A 15,144-nucleotide genomic window follows, 5' to 3' on the forward strand; every position below is an offset into this window, starting at 1 on the left:
ATGTCGAATGTGGCGATCATCGGCGCGGGGTTCATCGGCATGGCGAGCGCCGCCTGGCTCATGCGCGACGGTCACAGCGTGACGCTGTTCGATCCGTCGGGCGTGGCGCAGGGCGCGTCGTTCGGCAACGCGGGCACGTTCGCGCCGTACGGCTGCGTGCCGGTGAACAATCCGTCCGTGTTCCGCGATATCCCGCGCTTTCTGCTATCGGACGAAAGCCCGTTCAGGCTGCGCTGGGGTTATCTGCCGCAACTCGCGCCGTGGCTCGCGCGCTTTCTGATGAGCTCGCGGCGCGCAAACTACGAAGCGAGTGCGAAGGCGTTGTCGGCGTTGCTCTCGCGTGCGCAGGAAGGCTACGCGCCTTTGCTCGAAGAAGACGGGCTCACACGTTTCGTGAAGCCGCGCGAGTGTCTGTATCTCTATTCGAGCGCCGCCTCGTTCGATGCATCGCGCGATTCGCTGGCCCTTCGCGAACGGCTCGGCGTGAGCTTCGACGTGCTCGAAAGCGGCGCGATCCGCGAACTCGAACCGCAACTCGCGCCGATCTTCGCGCGCGGCGTGCTGTTTCGCGATAGCTGGCATTTCACCGATCCCGCCGGTTTTCTTCAGGCTTTGCACGAACGGCTTGCGGCGCGCGGCGCGCAACTGGAACGCGCGAAAGTCGATGCCATCGAACCGGGCGCGCAAGGCGTGGCGTTGCGCGTGAACGGCGATGCGCGCCGCTTCGATCATGTCGTGATTGCCACGGGCGCGCGTTCGCGCGAGTTCGCGCATCAATGCGGCGACGACGTTCCGCTCGATACCGAACGCGGCTACCACGTCCGGTATGCATCGGCATCGAATTTGATATCGCGGCCGTGCGGCTGGGCGGAGCGCGGCTTCTACATGACGCCGATGAGCGACGGCATTCGCGTCGCGGGCACGGTCGAGCTCGCGGGCTTCACCGAAACGCGCAACCGCGCGCTGCTCGATCTCGTGACGCTGTCGTCGAAGCGCGCGTTGCCCGCGCTCGGCGCGCCCGATCGCGAATGGCTCGGCTTTCGCCCGACGCTGCCCGACGGCGTGCCGGTGATCGGCGCGTCGAAGGCGAGCGAGCGCGTCGTGTATGCGTTCGGGCATCAGCATCTCGGGTTGACGCTCGCGGGCGTGAGCGGACGCATCGTCGCCGATCTGATCGCGCGGCGCGCACCGCCGCTCGACCTCGCGAGCTATCGCGCGTCGCGCTTTCACTGAGCGCGGCACGCATTCGCATGAGACCTGCCCGCGGTGTCGCGCCGCGTGCGGGCCGTCTGAAACTGGCGCGACGTCCAACCATGTGGAGCACGAACATGAACCGCCGCTTTATGCTTTCGAGCCTTGCCGCCGGCGTGCTTGCCGCGTATATGCCGATGTCGTGGGCTGCCGATCCCGAAGTCGTCAAGATCGCATTCGTCGGACCGTTGACCGGGCCGGTCGCACGCGTGGGCAAGGACTTGCAGTACGGCGCGCAACTCGCGATCGACGAAGAGAACGCGAAACATCCGACCGTCGGCGGCAAGCCCGTCAAGTTCGAACTGGAGGTGTACGACGATCAGGCCGATCCGCGCGTCGCGATTCAGGTGGCGCAAAAAGCGGTCGATAGCGGCATCGTCGGCGTGATCGGGCATTACAACTCCGGTTGCAGCATTCCGGCGTCGACGGTTTATCACCAGGCGAATGTCGCGATGATCACGCCCGGCTCGACCAACCCGCAACTCACGAAGCAGGGCTTCAAGAACGTGTTCCGCACGATGGGCCATGACGGCGTGGGCGGCGTGGTGGCGGGGCGCTTCGTCGTGGAGCAGATGAAGCCGAAGCGCATCGGCATCATCGACGATCGCACCGCGTTCGGCCAGGGTCTCGCCGATTCGTTCGAGAAAGGCGTGAAGGAAGCGAACGGCAAGGTCGTCGCGCGCGAGTACACCAACGACAAGGCCGTGGACTTCCGCGCGATTCTCACGACGATGAAGAGCCAGAACGTCGATCTGATCTTCTTCGGCGGCCTCGACGAACAAGGCGCGATGCTCGTCAAGCAGATGCGCTCGCTCGGCATGACGACGCAGCTTTTCGGCGCGGGCGCGCTGAAGAGCAATGCGTTCCTGCAGATCGCGGGGACGTCGGGCAACGGCACGCAGGATCTCGAGCCCGGTCCCGCGCTCGACAAGCTCCCTTCCGCGCAGGAGTTCGGCAAGCGCTACAAGGCGCGCTTCAATCAGGACGTGGAGCTGTATGCGCCTTTTGCCTACGACGCCGCGCTCGCGATGATCAAGGCCATCCACGATGCGAACTCGCTCGATCGCGGCAAGATCGTCGAAGCGCTCGCGAAGGTCAACGTGACCGGCGTGACCGGCAAGATTTCGTTCGATCCGTATGGCGATCTCATCAAGCCGCCCTATACGCTCTTTCAGGTCGAGCAAGGGCAATGGAAGAGTTTGAAGACGGTCGGCGGAAGCGGCGTATGAGCTTCAGCGAAACCGTAGGCGTTCGCACGTATCGTTTCGACGATCTCGCAACGCTTCTGGCGAAGGCGACTCCGCGACGTTCCGGCGATGAACTCGCGGGCATCGCCGCGGCGACGGAAGAAGAGCGCGCGGCGGCGAAGCTGGCCTTGTCGGCGGTGCCGCTGCGCGCGTTCGTCGAAGAAGCGCTGATTCCGTACGATGACGACGAAGTCACGCGCCTCATCATCGACGAACATTCGAAGGATGCGTTCGCCGCCGTGTCGCATCTCACGGTCGGCGAGTTCCGCGAATGGCTGCTGGCGGATTCGACGGATACCGCCGCGCTCGTCGCGGTGTCGCAGGGACTCACGCCGGAGATGGTCGCGGCGGTATCGAAGCTGATGCGCAATCAGGATCTCATTCTCGCCGCGAAGAAGCGCCCGGTCGTCACGCGCTTCAGGAATACGGTCGGCTTGCCCGGGCACATGTCGGTGCGCCTGCAGCCGAATCATCCGACCGACGACGTGCAAGGCATTGCCGCATCGATGATCGACGGTCTCATGTACGGCTGCGGCGATGCGATGATCGGCATCAATCCCGCATCGGACTCGCCGCAGGCCATCGGCAAGCTGCTCGCGATGATGGACGCGTTCCGCGAACGCTACGACGTGCCGACGCAAACCTGCGTGCTGACCCACGTGACCAACACGCTCGCGGCGATCGAGCAGGGCGCGCCGGTCGATCTCGTGTTTCAGTCGATCGCGGGCACGCAGAAGGCGAACGCGTCGTTCGGCATTTCCATCGCGTTGCTGCAGGAAGCGTATGAGGCGGGAATGTCGCTGAAGCGCGGGACTGTCGGCCAGAATCTCATGTACTTCGAAACGGGGCAGGGCAGCGCGTTGTCCGCGAATGCGCATCACGGCGTGGATCAGCAAACCTGCGAGACGCGCGCCTATGCGGTGGCGCGCAAGTTCAATCCGTTTCTCGTGAATACGGTGGTGGGCTTCATCGGTCCGGAATATCTCTACGACGGCAAGCAGATCATTCGCGCGGGCCTCGAAGATCATTTTTGCGCGAAGCTGCTCGGCGTGCCGATGGGTTGCGACATCTGCTACACGAATCACGCGGAAGCCGATCAGGACGACATGGACACGCTGCTTACGCTGCTCGGCGCGGCGAACGTGAATTTCATCATGGGCGTGCCTGGCGCCGACGATGTGATGCTGAACTATCAGAGCACGTCGTTTCATGACGCGCTGTTCGTACGCGAGGTGCTTGGCCTGAAACGCGCGCCCGAGTTCGAAGCGTGGCTGCGCGCGATCCAGATCACGAACGCACGCGGCATGCTGCGCGAACAGACTTCATGGCCCGCGCTGACCGACTGGATGAACGCATGATCAAAGTCAGCGCGAATCCGTGGGAAGCGTTGCGCCAATTCACCGATGCGCGCATCGCGCTCGGACGCGCGGGCAGCAGCGTGCCGACCGCGCCGCTGCTGGCGTTCAATCTCGCGCACGCGCAGGCGCGCGACGCCGTGCATCGGCCGCTCGATGTCCCGGCGTTAAGCGACGAATTGACGTCGAAAGGATTCGAAAGCGCCACGGTTTGCAGCGCGGCGTCCTCGCGCGATGTCTACTTGCGCCGTCCCGATCTCGGGCGCAGGTTGAGCGACGAAAGCGCGACGCGGCTGGATGCGCATACGAAGCACACGGACCTTGTGTTCGTGATCGCCGATGGACTGTCGTCGAACGCGGCATCGGCGCACGCGATGCCGCTTATCGAAAGAACGATCGCGCGGCTCGACGGCTGGCGCATCGGTCCCGTCGTCATTGCGACGCAGGCACGCGTGGCGCTCGGCGATTGCATCGGATCGATCCTGAAAGCGCGCATCGTCGCGGTGTTGATCGGAGAAAGACCGGGGCTCAGTTCACCCGCGAGTCTCGGCGTCTACGTCACGTACGATCCGCGTCAAGGCCGCAGCGATGCGCAGCGCAACTGCATCTCGAACGTTCGCCCGGAAGGACTGGCATACGACGCGGCCGCATTCAAGCTCGCGTATCTGCTGAACGAAGCCCGCGCGCGCAAGCTGACGGGCGTCGGCCTGAAGGACGACAGCGCAATGACGCTGCCCGGGCGAACGATCGATCGTCTGTCCCGCGAATAGCGTCGCCCGACGCTTCGCGTAAACCCCGTCGAAAGAAAGTGCCTCGCGTAAGAAACGGGTAAGCGCACGCTTTTACCTTAGTCTCCAGCGCATCGGAATCAAAACTCGCCAGAAAACGCATGCGCGAAAGCATCGCATGACGTCCCCGCACGGGGCCTTTCTTGATTCAACGCATCGCTGACCGTTCGCGCGCCGCGCCGAACGCGGGCGTTTTCGCACGCAGAGAAGAGACATTCATGCAGGAGACGGATATGGATCTCAAGATCGTAGAGAAAATCAAGTCGAGCGCCGCGTACGGCGAACTGGTGCGAAAGCGCTCGAAGCTCGGCTGGACGCTGACGGCGCTCGTGCTGGTCGTCTATTACGGCTACGTGTTGCTCATCGCGTTCAACAAGGAGCTGCTCGCCGCGAAGATGGGCGCGGGCGTGATGACCTGGGGCATGCCGATCGGCCTGTTCGTGATCGTTTTCACGGTCGTGATCACGGGTCTCTATGTGCGCCACGCCAACAGCGCGTACGACGAACTCACCGACAAGATCAAGCGGGAGGCCGCATGAAGCCCAAGCATATCCTCGCGTCCGGCGCGCTTCTCGCGGTGTCCGCCGGCGCCTTCGCAGCGGGCGGCGATCTTGGTCAGGCGGTCAAGCAGGCGACCAACTGGACCGCGATCTGCATGTTCATCGCGTTCGTGATCGCGACGCTCTTCATCACCAAATGGGCCGCGAAGAAAACACGCTCGGCGGCCGAGTTCTACACCGCGGGCGGCGGCATCACCGGCTTTCAGAACGGCCTCGCGATCGCGGGCGATTTCATGTCGGCGGCTTCGTTTCTCGGCATTTCCGCGGCGGTTTACAGCAATGGCTATGACGGCCTCATCTATTCGATCGGCTTTCTCGTCGGCTGGCCGATCATCACGTTCCTGATGGCGGAGCGCCTGCGCAATCTCGGCCGCTTCACGTTCGCCGACGTCGCCGCTTACCGCTTCAAGCAGACGCCGATCCGCGCGTTCGCGGCATCGGGCACGCTGGTCGTCGTGGCGTTCTATCTGATCGCGCAGATGGTCGGCGCGGGACAACTCATCAAGCTCTTGTTCGGCCTCGAATACTGGATCGCCGTGGTGATCGTCGGCGCGCTGATGATGGTCTACGTGCTGTTCGGCGGCATGACCGCGACGACGTGGGTGCAGATCATCAAGGCGTGTCTGCTGCTCGCGGGCGCTTCGTTCATGGCGTTCATGGTGCTGTGGCAATTCCACTTCAGCCCCGAGGCGCTCTTCGCGAAGGCGGTCGACGTGCACGAGAAGAAAGCGTCGATCATGGGTCCGGGCAACTTCATCAAGGACCCGATCTCGGCGATTTCTTTCGGCATTGCGCTGATGTTCGGCACAGCCGGTCTGCCGCACATCCTGATGCGCTTCTTCACCGTGCCGAACGCGAAGGAAGCGCGCAAGTCGGTGTTCTGGGCGACGACGTGGATCGGCTACTTCTACATTCTCACGTTCATCATCGGCTTCGGCGCGATCGTGATGGTCAGCACCAACCCGATGTTCAAGGACGCGGGCGGCAAGCTGCTCGGCGGCACGAACATGGCGGCGGTGCATCTGGCGAGCGCTGTCGGCGGCAACGTGTTTCTCGGCTTCATCTCGGCAGTTGCGTTTGCAACTATTCTCGCTGTCGTCGCGGGTCTGACGCTCGCGGGTGCCTCGGCGGTGTCGCACGATCTCTATGCGACCGTGTTCAAGAAGGGCGAGGCGTCGAGCAAGAGCGAACTGAAGGTGTCGCGTATCACGACGATCGTGCTCGGCATCGTGGCGGTCGTGCTCGGCATCGTGTTCGAGAAGCAGAACATCGCGTTCATGGTGTCGCTCGCGTTCGCGGTGGCGGCATCGGCCAACTTCCCGGTGCTCTTCATGTCGGTTCTCTGGCGCGGCTGCACGACGCGCGGCGCGGCGATCGGCGGCTTCCTCGGCCTGCTTTCCGCGGTCGTGATGACCGTGCTTTCGAAGGCCGTGTGGGTCGATGTATTCCACTACGCGAGCGCGCCGTTTCCGTATGCATCGCCCGCACTGTTCTCGATGGCGATCGGTTTCATCGGCATCTGGCTCTTCTCGGTCACCGATCATTCCGCGCGTGCGCGCATCGACAAGGCCGGTTTCGAAGCGCAGACGGTGCGCTCGGAAACGGGCATCGGCGCGGTGGAGGGCGCGAGCCACTGATGTAAATTTCCCGCGGCGGCGCGCGCAATCTTCATATACCGGGGATGCCGCGCGCGCTGCGAATGGCGAGTAAAAAATGCGTTAAGCTCGATGCACCTGAATGCACGACGCTTCTCACGCATTGGAGCGAGCCATGGAACTGCAGTGCCCCAGTCTTTTCGAGCAATCGGCGTATATCGGCGGCGCGTGGGTCGACAATACTTCGCTGCCGCGCGTGCCCGTCGTCAATCCTTCCACCGGCGAGATCATCGGCTCCATTCCGCAAGTCACGGCGGAGCAGGTGACCGAAGCCATCGAATGCGCGAATGCGGCCTTGCGCGACTGGCGCAACTGGAGCAGCCGCGAACGCGCTTCGGTGCTGCGCGAGTGGGCGCGCCTCGTCGAACATCATCGCGACGATCTCGCCATCATCCTGTGCACCGAGCAAGGCAAGCCGCTGCACGAAGCGCGTTCCGAAATCACGCAGGCCGCGAATTATCTCGACTGGTTCGCGGAAGAAGCGCGCCGCATTTACGGCGACAACATCCCCGCGCCGCGCCGCAATCAGCGCATTCGTGTGCTGCATCAGCCGGTCGGCGTATGCGGCGCGATCACGTCTTGGACTTTCCCTTCGTCGATGGTCGCGCGACGCGTCGGCGCCGCGCTCGCGGCGGGCTGCACGGTCATTCATCATCCCGATCCGCAGACGCCGTATTCGGCGCTCGCGCTGTGCGCGCTCGGGGAAAACGCGGGCTTGCCGCGTGGCGTCTTGTCGGTTCTGACCGGCGAGAGCGAGCCGATCAGGAGCACGCTGCTCGCCAATCCCGATGTGAGGAAAGTGTCTTTCACGGGTTCCATCGACGAAGGCAAGCGGCTGATGAGCCTGTGCGCATCCACCGTGAAGAAGATGTCGCTCGAACTGGGCGCGAACTGTCCTTTCATCGTGTTCGACGATGCCGACATCGACCTCGCCGTGAAAGGCGCACTCGATGCGCGTTTCCGTCACTCGGGTCAGGCGGCCATGTGCGCGAATCGCTTTTTCGTGCATGAAGGCGTGTACGAAACCTTCGTCGCGAAGCTGGTTTCGAAGGTCGCGTTGCTGAAGGTGAGCGACGGGCTGGACGAAGGCGCTCAGATCGGCCCGCTCATCGACGACGCGGCGGTGACGCGCATGGAAAGTCTCGTCGATGAAGCGGTGAAGCTCGGCGCGAAGATCGCGGCGGGCGGCTCGCGTGTCGCGCCCGGATCGAACTTCTTCAGGCCGACGGTGCTGACGGGCGTCGATCCGTCGATGGGCGTATGCGGCGACGAAGTCCTCGGGCCGATTGCGAGCGTGCTGCCGTTCAGGGACGAAGACGACGTCGTCACGCTCGCGAACGATACGCGCACCGGGCTCGCGGCTTACTTCTACACGGCGGATATCAGCCGCGCATTTCGCGTGATGGAAGCGCTGGAATGCGGTGTCGTCGGCGTGAACGACAGCCTCGTGTTCAACGAGGTCGCACCGTTCGGCGGCATCAAGGAATCAGGGATGGGGCGCGAAGGCGCGTCGTCGGGCGTCGAGGAATATCTGGAAGCGAAGTATGTTTGTTTCGGGAATCTGGAGCGTTAGGGTTATGGCCACTCGCAAGCAACGATAAGTCAGGCCCTTTTTCGCCGCGCACATTCATCGCGGACCAGAAAAAAGTGCCATCGAAACTGACTTTTTTATAGGGACGCGCGCGGCGTCCTCTTCTATTCTCTGTCCCATCGAGACGATTCGCCGGCGCTGACATTCTTTCAGCGCCGCCGCCCAGAGAAGAGAAGCATGACTCATCCAATCATCGACATTCACCCGCACATCGTCTCCGACGATGAAACGCGCTATCCGCCCGCACCGCTTTTCGGCACGCGTTCCGATTGGTCGAAAGAGCGCCCGGCGACCGTCGAGGCATTGATCGCCGCCATGGATCAGGCGGGCGTCGCGAAAGCCGCTGTCGTGCATTCGTCGACGACATATGGTTTCGATAACAACTATGTCGTCGACGGCTGCGCGCAATATGCGGACCGTCTGGTCGCCGTGGGCTCCGTCGACGTGCTGCAACCCGATGCGCCGCGACGCATTCGCGAGTGGATCGGACTCGGGCTCGCGGGCTTGCGCCTTTTCACCGGCGGCAGCACGAAGGAATTCGATCCGCGCGAACTCGACGACGAGCGCTCGTTTCCCGCATGGGAGTTGTGCAGCGAGCTCGGCTTGCCGATATGCATCCAGACGGGCCCGGTCGGATTGCCGCAGGTGACGAGGCTCGCGAAACGCTTTCCCAGCGTGGCGATCGTTCTCGATCATCTCGCCCGGCCCGAAATCGACGATGGCATGCCGTACGAGAAAGCACAGAGCCTCTTCGATCTGGCGGCGTTCGACAACATGTATCTGAAACTCACGCCGCGCATTTTCGGCGATGTGAGGAAGGGAAACGCCAGCGCCGACACATTCTTTCCGGCCGTGGTTGACGCCTTCGGCGCGCAGCGGATGGCGTGGGGCTCCAACTTCCCGACTTCGCCGGGCTCGCTCGCGGAGATTCTCGCGACCGCGCAAGAAGGACTCGCTTCGCTGTGCGCGGAAGACCGTGCGTGGATTTTCGGCAAGACTGCGCAGCAGTTGTATCCGGCTTTGGCCTGAAGTCGTGCGAACGCGCTTTGCACGATAACCAACCTCATAAAAGAGAAAGAAGCAGATGGAGACAAGCAGAGCGGCAAGCGCATCAAAAGCGGGAAACGCGGGCCGCTGGGCCGTGCTCGCGCTTCTTGCGATCGGCGTGTTGATTTCATTCGTCGATCGGACCAGCATTTCGTCGACGCTCGCGGACGCGAATTTCATCCGGCATTTCGCGCTCACGGACATCGATCGCGGCTGGATCAACGCGGCCTTCTTCTGGTCGTACGGCGTCTTTCAGATTCCGATGGGCTGGGTCGCCGACCGCTACGGCGTCAAATGGCCCTACGCGATCAGCTTCGCGGCGTGGTGCATCGCCACCGCATTGATGGGCGCGGTCACGGCGCTGTCGGCGCTTGTCGTGATGCGGCTCATCATCGGCATGGCGGAAGCTATCGTGATTCCCGCGAGTTATCGCTGGATCCGCAATAACTTCGATGAAAGCCAGAACGGTCTCGCCGTCGGCATTCTCGCGATGGGCAACAAGTTCGGTCCCGCGCTCGGCGCACCGGTCGGCGCGTGGTTCATCGTCAACTATTCGTGGCAGATGATGTTCATCGCGACGGGCCTCGTCGGGCTGATCTGGCTCGCGCCGTGGCTCCTGATCGTGAAGAACGACATGCCGTCGAAGGAAGAGCGCACGTCGAACGATCGTAGCGCGCGCACCGTCAGCCTCGCGAACATTCTTTCGAGCCCGGTCGTGTGGGGCGGCATGACCACCAACTTCTGCTACGGCTATTTCACGTTCTATTGCATGACGTGGATGCCCGCGTATCTGGTCGAGCAGCGCAACCTGTCGATATCGAAGTCCGGCATTTTCACCTTCTTCAGCTTCGCGGGCATTGCGATTGTCGCGGCTGGCGCGGGATGGGCGGCGGACCGCATCATCGCGCGGGGACATGACCCGATTCTCGTGCGCAAGGCGTTCACGATCGCGGGGTTCATCGGCGGATGCACGGTTCTGCTCGGCGCTTATGCGCAGACCGTCGAGATGGCGCTCTTCTGGAACGTGCTCTCGCTTTCGCTGCTCGGCTTCGTCACCGCGAACAATCTCGTGCTGTCGCGTCTCACGTTGATTCCGAAGCAGGCGATCGGCCTCGTGACCGGCGTGCAGCAAGTCGCGACGAGTCTCGCGGGCGGCGTGGCGGCGAGCGTATCCGGCTGGCTGCTTCATATGAGCGGAAGTTACGACCTGCCGATGCTCGTGATCCTCGTCTTTCTGCTCATCGGCGCGACGGCCACGGCGATTCTGTATCGGCCCGAATGGGCGCCGAAAGTGATCGACGCGCCCGGCACGCTGCACCGCGCATAGCACTCATGGCAAGCCGACGCATGCGGCTTGGCAATCAGACTAAAACATAGAGAAATCGTACATGGCGAAGATCGTATTCGGGATGGCCGTGCCGCATAGCGGCATGCTCGGGCAGGCACCGGAAGACTGGTTGAAGAACGGCGAGCGCGACCGTCTCAATCCGGAGTTGTGGTTCCGCAATCGGACCTGGACGTATCCGGAACTCGAAGCGCATCGTGAAGCGGCGTTCGAAAAGTATCTGACGATCGAGGAACGCACCGCGCGCGCGGCGCGCTGCCGCGCCGCGCTCGACGAGATGGCCGCGGCGTATCGCGAAGCGAAAATCGATGTCGCGATCATTCTTGGCAAAGACCAGAAAGAGATCTTCACCGAGTTCTCGCCTTCGATTGCAATCTATAGCGGCGCGCAAGTGCATAACGGCCCGCCGCAGCGCGCGGTCTATGCGCCGGATCATCATGTGGTGCATGAATGTCATCCGAAGCTCGCGAAGCATCTCATCGGGCACTTCCAGCGCGACGGCTTCGATCTCACGGATCTCTTCGCGTGGCCGGACAACGTATGGATGAAGCCGCTGCCCGAATATCCGGTCGTGCCGCACGCATACAGCTTCGTCTATCACCAGATCATGGGCGACAATCCGCCGCCGCATGTGCCGGTCATCATGAACTGTTTCTATCCGCCGACGCAGCCGTCGATGGCGCGTTGCATCGAGTTCGGCCGCGTGCTGCGCGATGCGATCGCCGCGTGGCCGGACGATGTGCGCGTCGGCATCTTCGCGTCGGGCGGGCTCTCGCACTTTGTCAACGACGAAGAGTTCGATCATCGCATCATGAAGATGCTCGCCGATTACGACTACGACGGACTCGCCGCTGTCGATGATCGTTCTTATCAGTCGGGCACGTCGGAGATCAAGCTCTATGTGAGCGTGATGAAGGCCGTGCAGGAGACGCGCGCGCAGATGACGCTGGTCGATTATGTTCCGTGCTGGCGCACGCCCGCCGGCACCGGCGAAGGCATGGGCTTCATGTACTGGAAAGCCGCCGAGTGAATCGGAATAAATGCACGCCGCTCGCATAAGCATGAATATCGGAGACATATCGCTGTGAAATTCGCATCGTCTTTAGACAGGCTTCTGGCCTGCATGGCTATCGGGAGCGCCTGGGCTTTCATATCGACGGGAGCGCATGCCGCGCCCAATGGCGATCTCTTGCTCAATCGCGTGGGGCCGGTGACATCCGAGCTGTATGTGTCGAACGCGGACGGTACGAACGAGCACAAACTGCTCCCGACCGAGGGCTTCGACTATCACGCCTCCTTTTCGAAAGATGGGCAATGGATCGTGTTCACGTCCGAGCGCGATGGATTGGGACAGTCGAATATCTATCGCGTGAAAGCCGATGGAACCGGATTGCAGCGCCTCACCGATCACATCGCGATAGACGATGCCGCCGTGTTCTCTCCGAGCGATCCGAATACCATCGCCTTCGTTTCATCGCGCAGAGGCGCGGCGGAATTCGGCACGACGAACGTGTGGACATTGAACATCGCGACGGGCGCGCTCATGAACGTCACCGGCTCGATCAGGTTCGATCCGGAAAAGCCGCATGGTTTCTTCCGGCCGTCGTGGTCGCCGGATGGGAAGTGGCTCGCGTTGCCGTCGGATATCGGCTCGGATTGGCGCGGGCATAACTTGCCCGTGGGATGGGAGCGCACGCAGGAAAGCAGCATCTATCTGATTCGGCCCGATGGTTCGGGATGGAAGAAGATCGCAAGCAATCCCGGCTATGACGACGGCTCGCCTTCGTGGTCGCCGGATGGAAAGCATGTCGTGTTCTATGAAACGCCGGTTGAATCGACGTGGGGCGCGCATCGTCCGGAAGGCATCAATTCGGTGAGCACGCAGATCATGTCGGTCGATGTGGGCAGCCTCGCAAAGAACGCGTTGACTTCCACGCCCGGTTTCAAGGTGTTTCCGCAATATGTCAATGCGACCGACGTCGCGTATCACGTGAAGGGCGGCGAGACCGAAGGCATCTATACGACGGCCGGCGTTTTTCACTCGACGAGCAACACGGGCATCCGCTCGCCGCATTATTCCGCCGATGGCACGAAGATGGTCTACGAGAAGGTGACGTTCCGTCCCGCGCGCGCGAACGGGGCGGCGCTGTTCAGTTTCGATCCGGCGTGGGACTACAAGTATGTCGACGTATTCCCGCAGTTGTCGGCGGATCGCAAGAAGCTCGTGTACACGGAGAAGGCGCTCAATTCGTCCATCGCGATCGTCAACCCTGATTTCTCGGGTTATACGCGCATCTACGATGCCTCGACCAGCGGTCTCGATGCGGCCATGGTCAAGAAAGGACTCGCGGGCGCATTCCAGCCGACGTGGTCGCCGAATCGCGAGTGGGTTGCGTTCGGCTTGGGTGACTGGTTCTTCACGCGTGGCGCGGGGCCGGGCCGCATCGCACGCATCAAGGCCGATGGCAGCATGAACGGGCATCCCGAGATCCTGACCGATGGCTCGATCAATGCGGGCTTTCCGAGCTATTCGCCGGACGGGAAGAAGATCGTCTATCGCGTGTGGAGTCCGAAGGTGCAGGGCTTGCGCATACTCGATCTGGATATGCGCACGACCACGGTGCTCACGACGGATGCGGATAACCTGCCGGGCTGGTCGCCGGACGGCACGAAGATCGTATTCACGCGCAAACAGATCAATCCGGGCGATCCGAACAAGTTCAACTATGACGTGTTCACGATCAGTCCGGACGGCACGGGTCTCGCGCGACTCACAGCGGATGGATCGAACCAGGGACATGCGGTGTGGACGTGGGATGGACGCATTGCGTACAGCTCCGGAACATATGGCTTCAGGGACGAACTCGCACTCTACGACAACAGCTTCCAGCCGGACGGCCAGAACTGGGTGATGAACGCGGACGGAAGCGATCAGCATCCGATCACCGATACGCTGTGGGAAGAGGCGATGCCGATGTACATACCGAAGCCTTGATGCGCTAAATACACTGCAAGACCGAAGCGCCGTGCTCGCATCGCACGGCGCTTTTTTTCGCTTGAAAAGAAGTGCAGGTTATCGACAAAAATGCCAGTGAATATAACTTTTGTGTAAAGGCTAACCGTCCCGATTTAAATAATATTCCTTAGCACCGCAACACTAAAAGCCAAACGTCAGCGGCGCGGAAATAAAAACACCATGGACGGAGACATGAAAAAGATATCGGTAGCTTTGCGCAAGCCGCTTTTCGGCGCGGCGCTATTGTGCTGTTTGAGCGAGTTCGCTCAGGCGGAAGTCTACACGGCGCCCAGCGCATCGACGCCGACGCCGGCGAAGGAAACGCAGACGGTCCAGCCGAGCGCGACCGCACCGCTTTCCGCGCCGAGCCTCAAGTCGGCCGAAGAACTCGGTGAGCCGCCGGTGACGTGGAACGACACGTATATCGGCTATCGCTATGGCCGCGACTTCCACTATCCGGGCGTGCCCGACAAGGTCACGCAGAACATCGGCTATCTGACGACGACGGGCGGATTCCGTTTCGGCACTTACGCGTTCAATGTCGATTACCTCGTATCCGACGACGCGAATCCGGAAGCGGGCGGTCCTTCATCGGGCGGCGCGCAGGAGGTGTACAGCGTGGGCCGCGTCGAACTGAGCGCGGGGAAGATACTCGGGCGGTCTGTCGGCTATGGCTTCGTTCGAGACTTCGGCGTGACGGCCGGCTATGAATTCGGCACCAAGAACGACGCCTTCGCGCAGCGCGCGCGCATGTTCGTGTTCGGCCCGACAATCGAATTCTCGGTGCCGCACGGCTTCTGGAACGTGACGGCGGGACTCAGAACGGAGAGCAATCACAACGGCATTTCGGGCGTGGACGTCCGTTTCGATACCGCATGGCATGTCGAAAGTTCATGGCTTTTTCCGTTCAGGCTCGGCCCGCTGCCGTTCATCTTTCGAGGCTTCGCGAGCGTGACCGGTCCCAAGGGTAAAGACGGTTTCGGCGTCGAGACACAAACGGAATTCCTGACACGCATGTCGTTGCTCGCGGACCTCGGCTCGTTCGCCGGTCATCCGCGCACCGTGTATGCGGGCGTCGGCTACGAATACTGGCATCACATGTACGGCACGCCGACGAGCGCCGCGGTCAGCACGATCACATCCGTGCCGATGCTGATGGCGGAAATCCACTTCTGATTCGATGCACGCGCGCCGCGTGCGATATGCGCGGCGCCATCGTCCGGGTAAGCAGCAGGCGCACGTCACGGAAATCTATGGAAAAATAGCGCTCATTTCCGTGACTCTCCTTG

General features: G+C 62.1%; 12 protein-coding genes. All 12 read left to right on the forward strand.

The window, feature by feature from the left end:
- The 12 genes from NOV72_RS03930 (at position 1) to NOV72_RS03985 (ending at position 15,031) form a co-directional block, all read left to right on the forward strand.
- Positions 1 to 1,233 carry an NAD(P)/FAD-dependent oxidoreductase gene (locus tag NOV72_RS03930; RefSeq protein WP_106853306.1) on the forward strand — a complete coding sequence of 411 codons (1,233 nt, stop codon included), beginning with the start codon at positions 1 to 3 and terminating at the stop codon, positions 1,231 to 1,233.
- 95 nt (positions 1,234 to 1,328) lie between these two features.
- Positions 1,329 to 2,480, forward strand: a complete 1,152-nt coding sequence (locus tag NOV72_RS03935; RefSeq protein WP_106853678.1) for a branched-chain amino acid ABC transporter substrate-binding protein — start codon at positions 1,329 to 1,331, stop codon at positions 2,478 to 2,480.
- Positions 2,477 to 3,856, forward strand: coding sequence for an ethanolamine ammonia-lyase subunit EutB (locus tag NOV72_RS03940; protein WP_106853307.1), 1,380 nt, complete (start codon positions 2,477 to 2,479; stop codon positions 3,854 to 3,856). The genes NOV72_RS03935 and NOV72_RS03940 overlap by 4 nt, the downstream gene beginning before the upstream one ends.
- Positions 3,823 to 4,623, forward strand: coding sequence for an ethanolamine ammonia-lyase subunit EutC (eutC, locus tag NOV72_RS03945; protein WP_425428709.1), 801 nt, complete (start codon positions 3,823 to 3,825; stop codon positions 4,621 to 4,623). Before NOV72_RS03940 ends, eutC begins: the two co-directional genes overlap by 34 nt.
- 251 nt (positions 4,624 to 4,874) lie before the next feature.
- The gene (locus NOV72_RS03950) at positions 4,875 to 5,180 is read left to right on the forward strand and encodes a DUF485 domain-containing protein (protein WP_106853679.1); all 306 of its coding nucleotides are present in this window, start codon (positions 4,875 to 4,877) and stop codon (positions 5,178 to 5,180) included.
- Positions 5,177 to 6,838 carry a cation acetate symporter gene (locus NOV72_RS03955; RefSeq protein WP_106853309.1) on the forward strand — a complete coding sequence of 554 codons (1,662 nt, stop codon included), beginning with the start codon at positions 5,177 to 5,179 and terminating at the stop codon, positions 6,836 to 6,838. The genes NOV72_RS03950 and NOV72_RS03955 overlap by 4 nt, the downstream gene beginning before the upstream one ends.
- A 133-nt stretch (positions 6,839 to 6,971) precedes the next feature.
- Positions 6,972 to 8,429 carry an NAD-dependent succinate-semialdehyde dehydrogenase gene (locus NOV72_RS03960; protein ID WP_106853310.1) on the forward strand — a complete coding sequence of 486 codons (1,458 nt, stop codon included), beginning with the start codon at positions 6,972 to 6,974 and terminating at the stop codon, positions 8,427 to 8,429.
- 195 nt (positions 8,430 to 8,624) lie between these two features.
- The gene (locus NOV72_RS03965; RefSeq protein ID WP_106853311.1) at positions 8,625 to 9,476 is read left to right on the forward strand and encodes an amidohydrolase family protein; all 852 of its coding nucleotides are present in this window, start codon (positions 8,625 to 8,627) and stop codon (positions 9,474 to 9,476) included.
- Between the two features lie 55 nt (positions 9,477 to 9,531).
- Entirely contained in the window at positions 9,532 to 10,821 is a 1,290-nt protein-coding gene (locus NOV72_RS03970; protein WP_106853312.1) for an MFS transporter, read from the forward strand.
- 61 nt (positions 10,822 to 10,882) lie between these two features.
- A complete protein-coding gene (locus NOV72_RS03975; protein ID WP_106853313.1) occupies positions 10,883 to 11,869 on the forward strand; it encodes a DODA-type extradiol aromatic ring-opening family dioxygenase in 987 nt (328 codons plus the stop codon).
- Positions 11,870 to 11,962: 93 nt separating this feature from the next.
- The gene (locus NOV72_RS03980) at positions 11,963 to 13,834 is read left to right on the forward strand and encodes a PD40 domain-containing protein (protein ID WP_106853314.1); all 1,872 of its coding nucleotides are present in this window, start codon (positions 11,963 to 11,965) and stop codon (positions 13,832 to 13,834) included.
- Positions 13,835 to 14,047: 213 nt separating this feature from the next.
- Positions 14,048 to 15,031: a hypothetical protein gene (locus NOV72_RS03985; protein WP_146149942.1), complete on the forward strand. Its 984-nt coding sequence runs from the start codon at positions 14,048 to 14,050 to the stop codon at positions 15,029 to 15,031.
- Positions 15,032 to 15,144 lie beyond the last annotated feature (113 nt).

The sequence above is a fragment of the Caballeronia novacaledonica genome (genome assembly GCF_900258035.1).
GTDB classification, from domain to species: domain Bacteria; phylum Pseudomonadota; class Gammaproteobacteria; order Burkholderiales; family Burkholderiaceae; genus Caballeronia; species Caballeronia novacaledonica.

Excerpts from the sequence above, each read along its gene's own strand:
- NOV72_RS03930 (WP_106853306.1), top strand. The coding sequence starts at position 1 with ATGTCGAATGTGGCGATCATCGGCGCGGGGTTCATCGGCATGGCGAGC.
- NOV72_RS03935 (WP_106853678.1), top strand. The coding sequence starts at position 1,329 with ATGAACCGCCGCTTTATGCTTTCGAGCCTTGCCGCCGGCGTGCTTGCC.
- NOV72_RS03940 (WP_106853307.1), top strand. The coding sequence starts at position 2,477 with ATGAGCTTCAGCGAAACCGTAGGCGTTCGCACGTATCGTTTCGACGAT.
- eutC (WP_425428709.1), top strand. The coding sequence starts at position 3,823 with ATGGCCCGCGCTGACCGACTGGATGAACGCATGATCAAAGTCAGCGCG.
- NOV72_RS03950 (WP_106853679.1), top strand. The coding sequence starts at position 4,875 with ATGGATCTCAAGATCGTAGAGAAAATCAAGTCGAGCGCCGCGTACGGC.
- NOV72_RS03955 (WP_106853309.1), top strand. The coding sequence starts at position 5,177 with ATGAAGCCCAAGCATATCCTCGCGTCCGGCGCGCTTCTCGCGGTGTCC.
- NOV72_RS03960 (WP_106853310.1), top strand. The coding sequence starts at position 6,972 with ATGGAACTGCAGTGCCCCAGTCTTTTCGAGCAATCGGCGTATATCGGC.
- NOV72_RS03965 (WP_106853311.1), top strand. The coding sequence starts at position 8,625 with ATGACTCATCCAATCATCGACATTCACCCGCACATCGTCTCCGACGAT.
- NOV72_RS03970 (WP_106853312.1), top strand. The coding sequence starts at position 9,532 with ATGGAGACAAGCAGAGCGGCAAGCGCATCAAAAGCGGGAAACGCGGGC.
- NOV72_RS03975 (WP_106853313.1), top strand. The coding sequence starts at position 10,883 with ATGGCGAAGATCGTATTCGGGATGGCCGTGCCGCATAGCGGCATGCTC.
- NOV72_RS03980 (WP_106853314.1), top strand. The coding sequence starts at position 11,963 with ATGGCTATCGGGAGCGCCTGGGCTTTCATATCGACGGGAGCGCATGCC.
- NOV72_RS03985 (WP_146149942.1), top strand. The coding sequence starts at position 14,048 with ATGAAAAAGATATCGGTAGCTTTGCGCAAGCCGCTTTTCGGCGCGGCG.